Source organism: Pseudoalteromonas phenolica (assembly GCF_001444405.1).
GTDB lineage: Bacteria > Pseudomonadota > Gammaproteobacteria > Enterobacterales > Alteromonadaceae > Pseudoalteromonas > Pseudoalteromonas phenolica.
Window position 1 is genome coordinate 2,220,293 of record NZ_CP013187.1, and the last position, 14,120, is coordinate 2,234,412.

General features: G+C 39.5%; 12 protein-coding genes and 11 tRNA genes. 3 read left to right on the forward strand and 20 right to left on the reverse strand.

Translation table 11 applies throughout. The features are described 5' to 3' along the window. Positions 1-157: 157 nt before the first annotated feature. The 20 genes from PP2015_RS09660 to PP2015_RS09755 all read right to left on the reverse strand — a co-directional run bounded on the left by PP2015_RS09660 (position 158) and on the right by PP2015_RS09755 (position 9,865). Entirely contained in the window at positions 158-1,186 is a 1,029-nt protein-coding gene (locus tag PP2015_RS09660) for a GGDEF domain-containing protein (RefSeq protein WP_058030076.1), read from the reverse strand. Positions 1,187-1,392: 206 nt separating this feature from the next. Continuing rightward, positions 1,393-1,482, reverse strand: a tRNA-Ser gene (locus PP2015_RS09665). A 102-nt stretch (positions 1,483-1,584) separates the two neighbouring features. Next, a complete protein-coding gene (nadA, locus tag PP2015_RS09670) occupies positions 1,585-2,628 on the reverse strand; it encodes a quinolinate synthase NadA (protein ID WP_058030077.1) in 1,044 nt (347 codons plus the stop codon). 120 nt (positions 2,629-2,748) lie between these two features. Beyond that, positions 2,749-2,824: transfer RNA gene (locus PP2015_RS09675), tRNA-Lys, on the reverse strand. A 29-nt stretch (positions 2,825-2,853) separates the two neighbouring features. Continuing rightward, positions 2,854-2,929: transfer RNA gene (locus PP2015_RS09680), tRNA-Lys, on the reverse strand. A 29-nt stretch (positions 2,930-2,958) separates the two neighbouring features. Further along, positions 2,959-3,034 (reverse strand) — tRNA-Lys (locus tag PP2015_RS09685). 30 nt (positions 3,035-3,064) lie between these two features. Continuing rightward, positions 3,065-3,140 (reverse strand) — tRNA-Lys (locus PP2015_RS09690). A gap of 28 nt (positions 3,141-3,168) precedes the next feature. Next, positions 3,169-3,244, reverse strand: a tRNA-Lys gene (locus tag PP2015_RS09695). A gap of 27 nt (positions 3,245-3,271) precedes the next feature. After that, positions 3,272-3,347, reverse strand: a tRNA-Lys gene (locus PP2015_RS09700). 29 nt (positions 3,348-3,376) lie between these two features. Continuing rightward, positions 3,377-3,452 (reverse strand) — tRNA-Lys (locus PP2015_RS09705). A 29-nt stretch (positions 3,453-3,481) separates the two neighbouring features. Next, a tRNA-Lys gene (locus tag PP2015_RS09710) sits at positions 3,482-3,557 on the reverse strand. 28 nt (positions 3,558-3,585) lie between these two features. Next, positions 3,586-3,661, reverse strand: a tRNA-Lys gene (locus PP2015_RS09715). 23 nt (positions 3,662-3,684) lie between these two features. Then, positions 3,685-3,760, reverse strand: a tRNA-Lys gene (locus tag PP2015_RS09720). Positions 3,761-3,910: 150 nt separating this feature from the next. After that, the gene (ybgF, locus tag PP2015_RS09725) at positions 3,911-4,660 is read right to left on the reverse strand and encodes a tol-pal system protein YbgF (RefSeq protein ID WP_058030078.1); all 750 of its coding nucleotides are present in this window, start codon (positions 4,658-4,660) and stop codon (positions 3,911-3,913) included. A 15-nt stretch (positions 4,661-4,675) separates the two neighbouring features. Continuing rightward, positions 4,676-5,212 carry a peptidoglycan-associated lipoprotein Pal gene (gene pal, locus PP2015_RS09730; RefSeq protein ID WP_058030079.1) on the reverse strand — a complete coding sequence of 179 codons (537 nt, stop codon included), beginning with the start codon at positions 5,210-5,212 and terminating at the stop codon, positions 4,676-4,678. 38 nt (positions 5,213-5,250) lie between these two features. Then, the gene (tolB, locus tag PP2015_RS09735; RefSeq protein WP_058030080.1) at positions 5,251-6,609 is read right to left on the reverse strand and encodes a Tol-Pal system beta propeller repeat protein TolB; all 1,359 of its coding nucleotides are present in this window, start codon (positions 6,607-6,609) and stop codon (positions 5,251-5,253) included. A gap of 8 nt (positions 6,610-6,617) precedes the next feature. After that, the gene (tolA, locus tag PP2015_RS09740) at positions 6,618-7,556 is read right to left on the reverse strand and encodes a cell envelope integrity protein TolA (protein ID WP_058030081.1); all 939 of its coding nucleotides are present in this window, start codon (positions 7,554-7,556) and stop codon (positions 6,618-6,620) included. Positions 7,557-7,558: 2 nt separating this feature from the next. Next, on the reverse strand, positions 7,559-7,984 hold the full coding sequence (gene tolR / locus PP2015_RS09745; protein ID WP_058030082.1) for a protein TolR: 426 nt from the start codon (positions 7,982-7,984) through the stop codon (positions 7,559-7,561). A 1-nt stretch (position 7,985) separates the two neighbouring features. Then, entirely contained in the window at positions 7,986-8,675 is a 690-nt protein-coding gene (gene tolQ / locus PP2015_RS09750) for a protein TolQ (protein WP_058030083.1), read from the reverse strand. Positions 8,676-9,523: 848 nt separating this feature from the next. Beyond that, complete coding sequence (locus PP2015_RS09755; RefSeq protein ID WP_058030084.1) at positions 9,524-9,865, reverse strand: Grx4 family monothiol glutaredoxin; 342 nt, start codon at positions 9,863-9,865, stop codon at positions 9,524-9,526. A gap of 240 nt (positions 9,866-10,105) precedes the next feature. On the opposite strand from PP2015_RS09755, the gene PP2015_RS09760 reads away from it, so the two are divergent. The 3 genes from PP2015_RS09760 to PP2015_RS09770 all read left to right on the forward strand — a co-directional run bounded on the left by PP2015_RS09760 (position 10,106) and on the right by PP2015_RS09770 (position 14,115). Continuing rightward, positions 10,106-10,687, forward strand: coding sequence for a Fe-Mn family superoxide dismutase (locus tag PP2015_RS09760; protein ID WP_058030085.1), 582 nt, complete (start codon positions 10,106-10,108; stop codon positions 10,685-10,687). A 193-nt stretch (positions 10,688-10,880) separates the two neighbouring features. Then, entirely contained in the window at positions 10,881-12,803 is a 1,923-nt protein-coding gene (locus PP2015_RS09765) for a PrkA family serine protein kinase (protein ID WP_058030086.1), read from the forward strand. Between the two features lie 25 nt (positions 12,804-12,828). Then, positions 12,829-14,115 (forward strand): YeaH/YhbH family protein, encoded by a 1,287-nt coding sequence (locus PP2015_RS09770; RefSeq protein ID WP_058030087.1) that lies wholly within the window; start codon positions 12,829-12,831, stop codon positions 14,113-14,115. Positions 14,116-14,120: the final 5 nt, after the last annotated feature.

The window sequence follows — 14,120 nt, forward strand, 5'->3', positions numbered from 1 at the left end:
TTACTGTTTCTAGTTTAATTTATTTAATAAAAACAATATATAGCCAATAAACCTGAAAGCTAGCTTGGAAAGAATTGAAATAGTCTTAAGGGGCTAAAACTGGTAGAAATAAAAGTGCAGCCCAAACAAACTGCACTTTTGATGATTTTAAAATGAACTAGAACAGGTCGATGTCGTTACTTTCATCGCTCTGCTGGGCGATAAGCTCTTGTTCTATAAGCTCCTCGTAGAAGCATAGCTTGTCTCGACCATTTTCTTTAGCAAAATAAAGTGCTTTATCCGCCTGCTCGAGTACAGTAATTGGAAAATCGTAAGGGCTTATGCGTGACATTCCGATACTTACGGACATGGTTTTCACGAATGGAAAGTGTGTACTTCTTACTAACTCCATGAATTTTTCAATTTTCGCTTTGATAGAATCGTAGTTACAAGGCTCAAATACTAAGACAAACTCTTCACCACCGAATCTGAAAATCAAATCGCTCGATCTAAAGTACTGACGCATCTTTTGAGCCAAGATTAATAACACTTCATCACCACAGACATGGCCATAACTGTCATTTATCTTTTTAAAGTGATCAATATCTACCATCGCCAACCATGAAGTTGCACCCATGCCACGCTTTCGACTGTCATTAGGGTAAGAAGATTTATGATGATCAATCAATTGCTTTTCAAGTAATTGCTTCAGTTTCTTCTCAAATGTTTGACGGTTTAATAAACCCGTTAATTTATCGCGCTCATTTTCATGCAGAATACTTAAGTAATTTTCAAATATTCGACAAAAAGCATTTAGCAAGACTTGATCTGGGCTGCTAAGCCCTTTACTCACTATTGCAATTGCACCTATAGGCTTTTCTTGTAATGTGATAGGCAACCAACGGCGTTCAGTTCCGTCGGCAGACTGAACTGTGATGATACAAGCAGACTGTAAACAAGAAACCAGCTCTGAAGGTGGCTCTTTGACTACATCACGGTCTTCCCATAAAAAATCGTCATGAGGCAATACTTTTAAGCACAAGCTTCGCTCAATCACTAACTGGCCTTGCACTTGTAAATCTTTATAAATACCAATTTCTTGGCAACCTATAAACTCCTGTATGGTCGATATTAAACTGTATTCTAAAGAGTCAACATCACGAGTTTTTGTAATTTTGATGACCGAGTTAAGTAGCTCTTCTTGCATAATACTTCCAATCAATAAATGATAGTTCGAACTAAAGCACCATTCATTCGCTAACCATGAGCAGCAAAAACACAGTTAAAGTCCAATTTCTTTGACGGAAGACAATTCTAATCGAATAGTATTAAGATAGGAATAAAGAATTTTGCATATGTACCCTTTAAAGGGAGAAATATGGAGATTAATTGAAATTTTCTAATAATGAGGAATGGCGGAGAGGGAGGGATTCGAACCCTCGATAGGGGTTAGCCTATACACGAGTTCCAGTCGTGCGCCTTCAGCCACTCAGCCACCTCTCCACTTGCGCCTAAGCGCGAAGCTATACTAAGTAAAGCACCACACTTAAGCAAGCTTTTTTGCCAATATGCTGAGCTAACTGCTTAACTTATCGGCAAATTTGATTACTTCTTCAAGTTCGAAGAGAAATCTAACATACGATTGAGAGAGCGCAGTGCCCCTTCACGTAAGTCCATATCAACAAACACTTCTTTACCTTCAGGACTAACAAGTGCCTCTTCGATTGCTTTAAGGCCATTCATCGCCATCCAAGGACAGTGAGCACAGCTCTTGCAAGTTGCACCTTCACCAGCTGTTGGTGCTTCAAAGAACTCTTTCTCTGGGCATAGCTGTTGCATCTTGTAAAAAATACCGCGATCAGTTGCGACAATGAACTTTTGATTATCCATGTCTTGTGCAGCTTTAATTAGCTGACTTGTCGAGCCTACAGCATCAGCAAGGTCAACAATTTCGGCTGGAGACTCAGGGTGGACTAAAACTGCAGCATCTGGGTGCAGTGCCTTCATATCTTTCAGCGCTTTCGTTTTAAACTCATCGTGAACGATACAAGCGCCATTCCACATGATCATATCAGCACCAGTTTTCTTCTGAATGTAAGAACCTAGATGCTTATCAGGACCCCAAATGATTTTTTCACCTTCAGAGTCCAGATGTTCAACAATTTCAAGGGCGCAAGAAGAGGTTACGATCCAATCTGCACGGGCTTTTACCGCCGTAGACGTATTCGCATAAACCACTACTTTGCGATCAGGGTATTGATCACAAAACTTTGAGAATTCATCAATTGGACAGCCCACATCGAGTGAACAGGTTGCTGCAAGTGTTGGCATAACAACGGTTTTGTTAGGCGTTAATATCTTTGCCGTTTCACCCATGAAACGAACACCCGCTACGATAATGATGTCTTTATCTTCTTGGTTAGCACCAAAACGTGCCATCTCTAAAGAATCTGCAACACAGCCGCCAGTTTCTTCAGCTAATGCTTGGATCTCAGGATCTGTATAATAATGCGCAACCAATACGGCATTTTTATCTTTTAGAAGTTGTTTTATACGTGCTTTATATTCAGCTTTTTCGGCGTCATTAAGAGGCGCCGGCTTTGGAGGAAAGATGTAATCCTCTGGCATAATTTGTTCTGCTAAACTCATTTCTCGACCATCAGTGCACTTTGCAAAATTGACGCGAATTATACGAAATTGAAGTTGATAATCCTAGTCTGTGACGCGAATAGTGCAGGATTATTAAAATTTAATGAACATAGAGGTGTATGGTGGGTCATGATGGACTTGAACCATCGACCAATGGATTAAAAGTCCACTGCTCTACCAACTGAGCTAATGACCCATACAGATAGGAATTAAGATTTTTTGAGATGGTGGGTCATGATGGACTTGAACCATCGACCAATGGATTAAAAGTCCACTGCTCTACCAACTGAGCTAATGACCCGCTCAAAGGATATCGATATTTAAAGTAAATGGTGGGTCATGATGGACTTGAACCATCGACCAATGGATTAAAAGTCCACTGCTCTACCAACTGAGCTAATGACCCGCTCTAGGGATCTCGACACTTAAAAGTAAGTGGTGGGTCATGATGGACTTGAACCATCGACCAATGGATTAAAAGTCCACTGCTCTACCAACTGAGCTAATGACCCGCTCGAGGATATCAGATACTTCAAATAGTGGTGGGTCATGATGGACTTGAACCATCGACCAATGGATTAAAAGTCCACTGCTCTACCAACTGAGCTAATGACCCGCTCTGGATATCAAACTTATTAAGAAGTGGTGGGTCATGATGGACTTGAACCATCGACCAATGGATTAAAAGTCCACTGCTCTACCAACTGAGCTAATGACCCGCTCATGAGATATCTAGCTAATTAAGAAGTGGTGGGTCATGATGGACTTGAACCATCGACCAATGGATTAAAAGTCCACTGCTCTACCAACTGAGCTAATGACCCGCTCGGGGATATCTGACACTTATTAAAAGTGGTGGGTCATGATGGACTTGAACCATCGACCAATGGATTAAAAGTCCACTGCTCTACCAACTGAGCTAATGACCCGCTCGGATATCAGTTCTTAATTAAGTAATGGTGGGTCATGATGGACTTGAACCATCGACCAATGGATTAAAAGTCCACTGCTCTACCAACTGAGCTAATGACCCGCAGGATATCAAAACTTAATAAGTGGTGGGTCATGATGGACTTGAACCATCGACCAATGGATTAAAAGTCCACTGCTCTACCAACTGAGCTAATGACCCACTTAGTGCAACAAGTGATTTGAATCAATCGCCTGCTGCGGGCGCTTATAATACTTATTTAAAAAATGAGTGCAACTGAAATGCGTAGTTTTTTTCAGTTTTTGCGTCTAAGCGCCTAATTTTAAACCATACTGGCAAAATATTATGCCATTACATCTTACCAAGACGTTCTGTGGCTAATTTTGCAGCAGTCGTACTTGGATATTCTTTAATTAGAGTATTCAACAACTCTTTGGCTTTTTCAAAGTTGTTTTCTTTTTGGAAGATAATACCTAACTTTAATAAAGCATCAGGACGTTTATTTGAGTTCGGATAATTACTCACAACATCTTGAAAATGAATTCGCGCTTGTGCGTCGTTATTCTTTATTGAAAACAACTGACCTAACCAATAGTGCGCATTTGGCATATATACAGAATTAGGGAAAGCGGTTAAGAAGTTTTGTAATTCTGGAATAGCCGCATCATAACGCTTATCTTTCATGATCAAAGCAACAGCTCGGTCATAGGCCTCGTTTTCAGATAGGTCGCTACTGATCGCTTGCGAACTGTTAACTGCGACATTCGCAGAAGTCGTTACGCTTGACTGCTCATAAACCTTAGAAACACGATTTTCTATTTCTTGATATAACTCTCGTTGTCTTTGTAACACTTTTTCAAGTTTATAACTTTGCTCTTCTGTCACGCCTCTTACTTGAGACACTTCATCTTGCAGCAAGTTAAGTTGTTGCTGAAGTTCTACCTGAAGCAAGTTACGTGTTTTCATCATGCTTTCGAGCTGGGCTAAACGCTGTTCTATTGTTTGGGTCGAGTTTGCAGCCTCAGATACAGGAGCGGGAGCAGCCCATAGTTGGGTGCTCCCGCTCATCATTATGGCTGCCAAAATATATTTCGGCTTCATAATCACTCTTTCAAATTAGTAAACTAAAACCGCACGACGGTTTTTAGCAAAAGCTTCTTCAGTGCGAGACTTTACCATTGGCTTCTCTTCACCGTAGCTCACTACTGAGATTTGGCTGTCAGAAACACCTAGGCTTTGTAGGTATTTAGCAACTGACTTACCACGGCTTTCACCTAATGCAATGTTGTACTCAGGCGTACCACGCTCATCCGCATGACCTTCAACTAGCACTTTAACACTTGGGTTTTTAACTAGGAAGTCTGCGTGAGCTTGAAGAAGTTCAGCATACTGACCACGAATACTTGATTTATCAAAATCAAAATAAACGATCTGCTCTTGACGAAGCGCTTCGTATTTCTGTTGTAGTTTCTCAGCTGCAGCTTGCTCTGGTGTTAAAGTGTTTACTTCAACGTTGCTACCAGATTGTGATGCGTTAGCAGCATTAGTTTGATTTGCTGCACTTTCGTCAACATTAGAAGATGAGCTACATGCTGCAAGTGTCATTACTGGTAAAGCGACCAATAAAGCTTTTAAGGTTTTGTTAAGTTGCATCGAGTATATTCCTATATCAAAAATTTATACCAGTAAAACTACTGTAAAAAAGGTGACCATGCTGGTGACTTTACCTGCCCATCAGTAACAGGAAGACGTGCTTTAAACCTGCCGTCCATAGAAACCAGAGCTAATACCTGTTTGTTATTGTACAAGGTACTATACATAATCATAGAGCCATTCGGCGCAATACTTGGTGACTCGTCTAAACGAGTACGTGTTAGCACTTGGAATAACCCTGAATTTAATTCTTTTTTCGCAATATGGTACTTTCCTAACGTTCTATTCACCATAACAAGCTGTTTGCCGTCAGGTGTAATTGAACCGGCTAAGTTCATATCGCCATCAAAGGTGACACGCTTTGATCTACCTGTTTGTAAATTTAACTTATATATCTGAGCATTACCACCCCTTTCCGATGTATAGACAATTTCTTTCCCGTTCGGGTGCCAAGACGGCTCAGTATCTATACTTCTGTGCTTAGTAAGACGCTTTTCCTTACGTGTTTCTAAGTCTAATAGGTAAACCTCAGTTGCACCACCCGCGTCTTTAGAAAGTACGATAAGTAATTTTTTCCCATCAGGCGAGAATTGTGGCGCACCGTTTATACCAGGGTAGCTTGTGATAATTTCGCGCTTACCAGTGTACAGGTCTTGCAAAATAATTTGTGACTGGCGGTTTTCAAAAGTGACATAAGCCAGTTTCGTTCCATCTGGAGACCAAGCTGGTGACATTAATGGCTCATTTGAGCGAAGCAATACTTGCTCGTTATAGCCGTCATAATCCGCTACAACCAGTTGGTAGGGCTTATCAGTATTTTCTCGAACAATGACATAAGCAATTTTCGTCCTAAACGCCCCTTTTTCACCTGTTAGTGATTCATAAACTACATCACTGATTTGGTGCGCATAGCTTCTAAAACCCGCTTCATTAATGATCGACTGACGAGATTCTTGAATATGATCCTGACTTTTCATTAGCTGACCATTGGTCATCATACGCGTTTCACCACCAGTAATTTGCGCTCTGATCACATCGATTAATTCGTACTTAACTAGATAACGACCAGCTGGCTGCTGTGTAATTGAACCAACCAGAACAGCTTCAACACCTTTTGACACCCAAGCGTCGTAATCTAAATCATCATCTGTAGAGGGCATTTGCGGTAAATCAGTCAAAGCTAATGGCTTAAACTTACCACTTCGTGTTAAGTCAGCTGCAATAACATCGCTTAATTGCATAGGTAACTCACCTACACCTTCGAATTTAAACGGAACGATGGCAATAGGCCTTGCACTGTCTACCCCTTCAGTGATGACAATTTCTAGGGCCGCAAAAGCATAATTTTGAATAGATAAAACTAAGCAAACTAGTAGTACTTTTAATCGCTTGAGCATAGTTTTCCTTATAGTTCAGGTTTAATTGTTAAATTGATGTTTTTGAGTTGTTCAAATACATCTTTATCTTTAGAAACAGGTAAAGTGTCCGCTAAGCGAATAGCTCTTAAAGCAGCATCACAGACAAGTTTATCCCCTCCGAGAGGTTTCACACTTGTCACTAATCCATTGAAAGCAAGTCTAATATTTACACGACACTCTTTGCCTCTCATTGCTTCATCAGTCAGTAAGTTGGACTGGATACGCTGTGAAATAAGCGCCTGAAACTTCTCAACTTCACTCAAAACCTGCTGCTTTCTTAACTTATTTCTTGCAGCTTGTTCTTGAGCTAATTGCTCTTGAAGCAATTGCTCTTCGAGTGCCTTTAAGCGTGCTTTTTCGGCTTCTTCTGCACGACGTTTTTCTTCTGCTTCACGTTTTTTCCTGGCATTTTCAGCCTTACGCAATGCATCTTCTTCAGCCTTTCGCTTGTCAGAGGCAGCTTTAGCTGCTTTTTCTGCAGCTAACTTTTCAGCTCTGGCTTTTTCAGCATCGGCTCTCTGTTTTTCTTCAATTTTTCTGGCTTTTTTAGCTTGAGCTTCAGCCTTTCGTTTTTCTTCTAACTTAGCTAATCGTTGTTGCTCCAACTTTTTAATTCGCCGCGCTTCAGCCTCTCGCTCTTTCCTCGCTTGTTGCGCGCGTTTTTCTAAGTCTCTAATACGCTTTTCTTCAGCACGCTTTTTTTTGTCTTCTTGCTGTTTAAGTTCAGCAATTTTTTGTTCTACAAGCTTCTGATCAACCGATACAGCTGAGACAACCTTTTCTTCTTGTTCCTCAACAACTGAGTTGAGTTGAACTTCCATTACTGTTGGCGCGGGCATTTCAAAATTTGCCGTAGCAAATAGAAATCCCCCTAATGCAACGTGAAGTAAGGATGACTTAATTAATCCGCTGGTTAATGATTCCATTACTACTCCTCAAACGACTTGGTCATTAACCCTACCGAAGGCACACCTGCATTTTTCAAAAAATCCATCAACAGAAGTACTTCTTGATAAGAAACTCGGCCTGAACCTTTAATTAAAACTGGCGTTTCAGGATTTTGTTGGAGTTTGAGCTTAATAACTGCTGCAACCTCAACCGCGTCCATTGGTGCTTCTGGATCTGTTCCTACACTCACATAATAGCGGCCTTCAGCATCAATACTCGCTATAATAGGTGGCGCCTCTTTTGTCTCAACTAAATCAGATTCTGACATTTTAGGGAGATCTACTTTCACGCCATGGGTGATAAGAGGAGCTGTCGCCATAAAAATAATAAGGAGTACCAACATAACATCGATGTACGGTACTACGTTTATTTCTGCAACCGGACGTCGTTTCTTACGTAAGTACATGTTATTTAGCCTCTACCGAATTTGCAGCTTGGCGATGAAGTATATTCGCAAACTCTTCCATAAAATTAATATAATGACTTTCAAGCTTTTCAACATTCTTTGCAAAACGATTATAAGCCATTACAGCAGGTATAGCGGCAAATAAACCTATAGCAGTCGCGATAAGTGCTTCGGCAATACCTGGTGCAACCATTTGAAGTGTTGCTTGCTGAACCTCACCTAATGCAATAAAGGCATTCATAATACCCCACACAGTTCCGAATAAACCGATGTAAGGGCTAATTGAACCCACTGTTGCTAAAAACGAAAGGCTAGATTCTAGTTTTTCTACTTCCCTAGAAAGTGCTACACGCATTGAGCGATGTGTCCCCTCAATAACAAGCCCTGTGCTTTGATTAGAGCTTTTCTTTTGCCTTGCAAATTCTTTAAAACCAGACACAAATAATGCTTCTAAACCTTCAGGGCTACCTGTTCGCGCACTTATTTCATTATATAGCTTACTGAGTTCCATACCTGACCAAAATTTTTGTTCAAACTTTTTAGTATGGTTCATAGCCTTTGAAATAATCGACTTGCGCTGAAAGATGATTGCCCACGAAGCAATTGACATGCCCACTAACGTCAACATAACTAGTTGAACTAATAAACTTGCTTTTAATATAAGATCAACGAAATTTAGACCCGATTCCACTTTGTTATACTCCTAAAATAGTTGTGTTTGGGCGTTCAGCGCCATCAGCTTATTCATCGACAATGTCGTGCGCTAATAGTTCATTTAGTTTACCCAGACATTTCAAACCTGACAATCTGATTACTACGAATTAAAGTGATTTAACGACAAACTGTTTAAATAGCATTCTTAATTTACTAAGCCACTGGTTTTATTTCTCTAATTCAGTCCTTTTTGTTCAAAAACCGTTCTAAAGTTTGCGCTTTTACCCTGACAGAAAATCTAATTAAGACCATGTGATTATGATGAGAGTTCTGCCAAATTTTGATGTTAATAGCGGCAAACTGAACTGACGCTTATTTATGAAAGGATAATGCATAAATCAAAGCACTTATTCACAATACATGAATAAACCCTCAAAACAGCATTGGTAATACCAATTTCCAACAAATTAACTAATCAAGAGAAAAGTGATTAAAATATGACTTTCCTATTTAAATCAACAATATAAATAAAGAATGGCAAATGCAAATCAAGAACAAACGTCATCAAAAGCACCTTCGCATTAGTTTTTTTGATTTGAAATGTATAAATTTTCTAGTTTGATAACAAATAATAAAACTCGTATTATATTTCTCGTTCCAGTAAGACATCTTACCGAAACAGATTTTAGTAATATGATTTCTGATTGTCGTATTGCTTATTTAGATACAACTTTATGTATTTAATGTTCCCTTATTACTTCCTTCAACTTGTTGTTTTGCCCGCTTTTTTAGCGGGCTTTTTTTTGCCCATTTTTTATTAAGGTAAAATTCAGACAAAAAAAAGCCCGAACATTAGTTCGAGCTCTTGATAATGAATAAATTAGATTAAGCTTCTTCGCTTTCATCTCTATATTTGTCAGCAGTTTCTTTAATTAACGGCTGCAACTCACCCTTTTGGAACATTTCTAAAATAATGTCACAACCACCGATTAGCTCACCTTCAACCCAAAGCTGTGGGAAAGTCGGCCAGTTCGCATAGTGAGGTAACTCAGCACGAATATCTGGATTTAAAAGAATATCAACATAAGCAAACTGTTCACCACAAGCCATTAATGCCTGAGATGCTTGTGAAGAAAAACCACAATTAGGCAGCTTAGGTGAGCCTTTCATGTATAAAATGATTGGGTTTTCAGAAATTTGTTGCTTAATTTTATCAATGGTTTCCATTTATTAACCTCTATGTGACGATGCGTAGCCATGAAAAATCGAATTCGTTACGTGGTAAAACACGCATTTTTGGCAAATAAAACAAATAGTCTCTAACTACGCCATTGCTGTTTGCCTAAACTTGAGTAAAATACTCAGGAATTATAGTATCACTATAAAGTTAATTCGTATAGAAATCTGGGCTTCAGTAGTCTATGTTTCAGTCGTAATTAGCAAAATACATAACAAATGGAGATAACCATGGCTTTTGAACTACCGTCATTACCTTATGCAATCGATGCGCTAGAACCACATATTTCTAAAGAAACTTTAGAATTTCACCACGGTAAGCACCACAACACTTATGTAGTGAAATTAAATGGTTTAGTTGAAGGTACTGACTTTGCTGATAAAACTCTTGAAGAAGTAGTACGCAACTCTGAAGGTGGCGTTTTCAATAACGCAGCACAAATCTGGAACCACACTTTCTATTGGCATAGCCTTGCACCAAATGCAGGTGGCGAGCCTACAGGCAAAGTAGCAGAACTAATCAATGCGAAATGGGGCTCATTCGCAGCATTCCAAGAAGCTTTCAATGACAAAGCAGTTAATAACTTCGGTTCAAGCTGGACTTGGCTTGTGCAACTAGCTGACGGTTCACTAGATATCGTTAATACTTCAAACGCAGCAACTCCGTTGACTGAAGAAGGTGTTACACCAATCTTAACTGTTGACCTTTGGGAACATGCTTATTATATCGATTACCGCAATGTGCGTCCTGAATACCTTAAAGGTTTCTGGGCACTTGTTAACTGGGAATTTGCTAATAGCAACCTAGCTTAATATATCTTTAATTGCAGATAATTGTATAAAGGCGCCTATTGGCGCCTTTTTTATATTTCTCACTTTATCATTCATCAATTAAATATTTGGATTTTTTAGGCAATTTCCTGATTTCATGTCTAAGCTTTAGTTATACCTTTTACTATTAAATAGTTTCTTATTCTTAGCTCACACAGGTTATTTGGAGGTCGTTATGACAATATTCGAACATTATCAAGCCAGATATGAAGCTTCCCAAGAAGAAGAATATTCAATCGCTGAATTTCTAGAGATCTGTAAGAACGATAAATCGGCGTATGCAAGTGCAGCAGAACGTTTACTCATGGCTATTGGTGAGCCTGAGATGGTCGATACTTCAACAGATGCAAGGTTAAGCCGGTTATTTTCTAATCGTGTAATCGCGAGATATCCAGCTTTTAGTGAATTTTATGGTATGGAAGAAGCAATTGAACAAATTGTTTCATACTTAAAACATGCTGCGCAAGGTTTAGAAGAATGTAAACAAGTGCTGTATCTATTAGGACCTGTTGGTGGTGGTAAGTCTTCGATTGCGGAAAAGCTGAAATATCTAATGCAGCAAGTTCCGATTTATGCCATCAAAGGTTCGCCTGTTAACGACCACCCTCTTTCTTTATTCAACCCCGTTGAAGATGCAAATTTGTTAGAGAAAGAATATGGCATTAAGCCACGTTACTTAAAAACAATTATGTCTCCATGGGCAACAAAGCGTCTACACGAATTTGGTGGTGACATTACCCAGTTCAAAGTCGTGAAACGTTATCCATCAATTCTTGATCAGGTCGCGATTGCTAAAACTGAACCTGGTGATGAAAACAATCAAGACATTTCGGCACTGGTTGGTAAAGTAGATATTCGCAAACTTGAACATTATGCGCAAAATGACCCTGATGCTTATGCATACTCTGGTTCTTTGTGCTTAGCCAACCAAGGCCTGATGGAATTTGTTGAAATGTTTAAGGCACCAATTAAAGTACTTCACCCTCTTTTAACTGCAACACAAGAGGGTAACTACAACGGTACAGAAGGCATTTCAGCACTACCATATAACGGTATGATTTTAGCTCACTCAAACGAATCTGAATGGCAAAGTTTTAAGAATAATAAAAACAATGAGGCGTTCTTAGATCGTGTCTACATTGTAAAAGTGCCGTATTGCTTGAGAGTATCCGAAGAGGTCAAAATTTATCAAAAGCTATTGGACAATAGTGAGCTGTCTGCTGCACCGTGTGCCCCTGGTACGCTCGAAACCCTCGCTAAGTTTGTTTCACTCTCAAGGTTACAAGAACCGGAGAATTCAAGTATTTATTCTAAAATGCGAGTGTATGATGGTGAAAGTTTAAAAGACACAGATCCAAAGGCCAAGTCTTATCAAGAGTATCGAGATTATGCTGGTGTCGATGAAGGTATGACAGGCTTATCAACTCGCTTTGCTTTCAAAATTCTATCTCGAGTCTTCAATTTCGATCATGCTGAGGTTGCAGCCAACCCTGTTCACCTATTCTACGTACTTGAACAGCAAATTGAACGTGAACAATTTAATGCCGAAGTGCAAGAGCGTTACCTCAGCCACTTAAAAGGCTACTTAATTCCTCAGTATGTAGAGTTTATTGGCAAAGAATTGCAAACCGCTTACTTAGAATCTTACTCCGAATATGGTCAAAATATTTTTGATCGTTATGTCACTTATGCTGACTTCTGGATCCAAGATCAAGAATATCGTGACCCAGATACAGGCCAACTATTCGACAGGGCAGCTTTAAATGCTGAGCTTGAGAAAATAGAAAAACCTGCGGGCATTTCTAATCCGAAAGACTTCAGAAACGAAATTGTTAACTTTGTTCTTCGTGCTAGAGCGCATCATAACGGTGAGAATCCAGTTTGGACTAGCTATGAAAAACTACGTACTGTCATAGAAAAGAAAATGTTCTCGAACACTGAAGATCTTCTACCTGTGATTTCATTCAACGCCAAAACGTCTGCTGAAGACCAGAAGAAACACGAAGACTTCGTAAATCGAATGGTTGAAAAAGGCTACACAGAAAAACAGGTTCGCCTGCTATCTGAATGGTATTTAAGAGTTAGGAAGTCTCAGTAAAGCTTGGGTTCTTGGAGGGTGATTTATGGCACATTTTATAGACCGTCGCCTGAATGGGAAGAATAAAAGTACGTTGAATCGTCAGCGCTTTATCAGGCGGTATAAAAAACAGATAAAAGAAGCGGTATCAGATGCAATTAATAAAAGAAGTGTCACCGATATAAGTAGTGGTGAAAGCATTTCAATACCGCAAAGAGATATCAGTGAACCTGTATTTCATCAAGGTAAAGGGGGGGATCGCGATATGATCCATCCCGGAAATGACCAATTTAGTACTGGTGACAAGATACAACGTCCGCCTTCAGGTCAAGGGGGCGGCGGCGGCGAAGGTGAAGCAAGCGATCAGGGAGAAGGTCAAGATGATTTTGTTTTTTCAATATCGAAGGATGAGTACCTCGATCTGTTGTTCGAAGACTTAGAGCTTCCTAACCTTCAACAAAGTCAACTTGATAAATTAGTACAAATGAAAACCCACAGATCAGGGTTTTGTAATGACGGTATGCCAAGTAATCTTGATATCGTCCGCTCATTGCAGGGATCTTTAGCAAGAAGAGTAGCTATGTCTGCCGGGAAAAAGCGTAGACTTAAAGAAGTTGAGGATGAGCTTAAAGCATTAATGAATGAAAGCGTGCCTCCCGAACACCAGATCAATAATCTAAAGCTTGAAATAGAAGAGCTTAAGCGAAAGATAGCAGCGGTGCCTTTTATTGATAATTATGATTTGCGTTTTCGTAATTATGAAAAGCGCCCTCACCCAACAAGCAAAGCTGTTATGTTTTGTTTAATGGATGTATCTGGTTCTATGGATCAAGCGACTAAAGATATGGCAAAACGTTTTTACATCTTGCTCTATCAGTTTTTAACTCGAACTTATAAAGACATCGAAGTCGTTTATATTCGCCATCATACTCAAGCTAAGGAAGTCGACGAGCAAGAGTTTTTTTATTCTCAAGAAACAGGTGGCACCATTGTATCTAGCGCACTCAAACTTATGGATGAAATAGTAAAAGAGCGTTATTCACAAGGTGATTGGAATATATACGCTGCACAAGCTTCAGATGGAGACAACTGGGCAGATGATTCTCCACATTGCACCGATATTTTAACAAATAAACTACTTAAAACTGTACGGTATTACGCTTATATTGAAATAACAACACGCGCTCATCAAAGCTTATGGCGAGAATATCAGGGTATCGCGCAAACGCATAGTAACTTTGCAATGCAGCATATTCGTAGTGTTGAAGATATATACCCAATATTTAGAGAGTTATTTAAAAAGAACCAAAAACAACACCAAGGCGCCGCTTAGTCTTA

Coding starts and splice junctions, on each gene's coding strand:
- PP2015_RS09660 (WP_058030076.1), bottom strand. CDS start 1,186: ATGCAAGAAGAGCTACTTAACTCGGTCATCAAAATTACAAAAACTCGT.
- nadA (WP_058030077.1), bottom strand. CDS start 2,628: ATGAGTTTAGCAGAACAAATTATGCCAGAGGATTACATCTTTCCTCCA.
- ybgF (WP_058030078.1), bottom strand. CDS start 4,660: ATGAAGCCGAAATATATTTTGGCAGCCATAATGATGAGCGGGAGCACC.
- pal (WP_058030079.1), bottom strand. CDS start 5,212: ATGCAACTTAACAAAACCTTAAAAGCTTTATTGGTCGCTTTACCAGTA.
- tolB (WP_058030080.1), bottom strand. CDS start 6,609: ATGCTCAAGCGATTAAAAGTACTACTAGTTTGCTTAGTTTTATCTATT.
- tolA (WP_058030081.1), bottom strand. CDS start 7,556: ATGGAATCATTAACCAGCGGATTAATTAAGTCATCCTTACTTCACGTT.
- tolR (WP_058030082.1), bottom strand. CDS start 7,984: ATGTACTTACGTAAGAAACGACGTCCGGTTGCAGAAATAAACGTAGTA.
- PP2015_RS09755 (WP_058030084.1), bottom strand. CDS start 9,865: ATGGAAACCATTGATAAAATTAAGCAACAAATTTCTGAAAACCCAATC.
- PP2015_RS09760 (WP_058030085.1), top strand. CDS start 10,106: ATGGCTTTTGAACTACCGTCATTACCTTATGCAATCGATGCGCTAGAA.
- PP2015_RS09765 (WP_058030086.1), top strand. CDS start 10,881: ATGACAATATTCGAACATTATCAAGCCAGATATGAAGCTTCCCAAGAA.
- PP2015_RS09770 (WP_058030087.1), top strand. CDS start 12,829: ATGGCACATTTTATAGACCGTCGCCTGAATGGGAAGAATAAAAGTACG.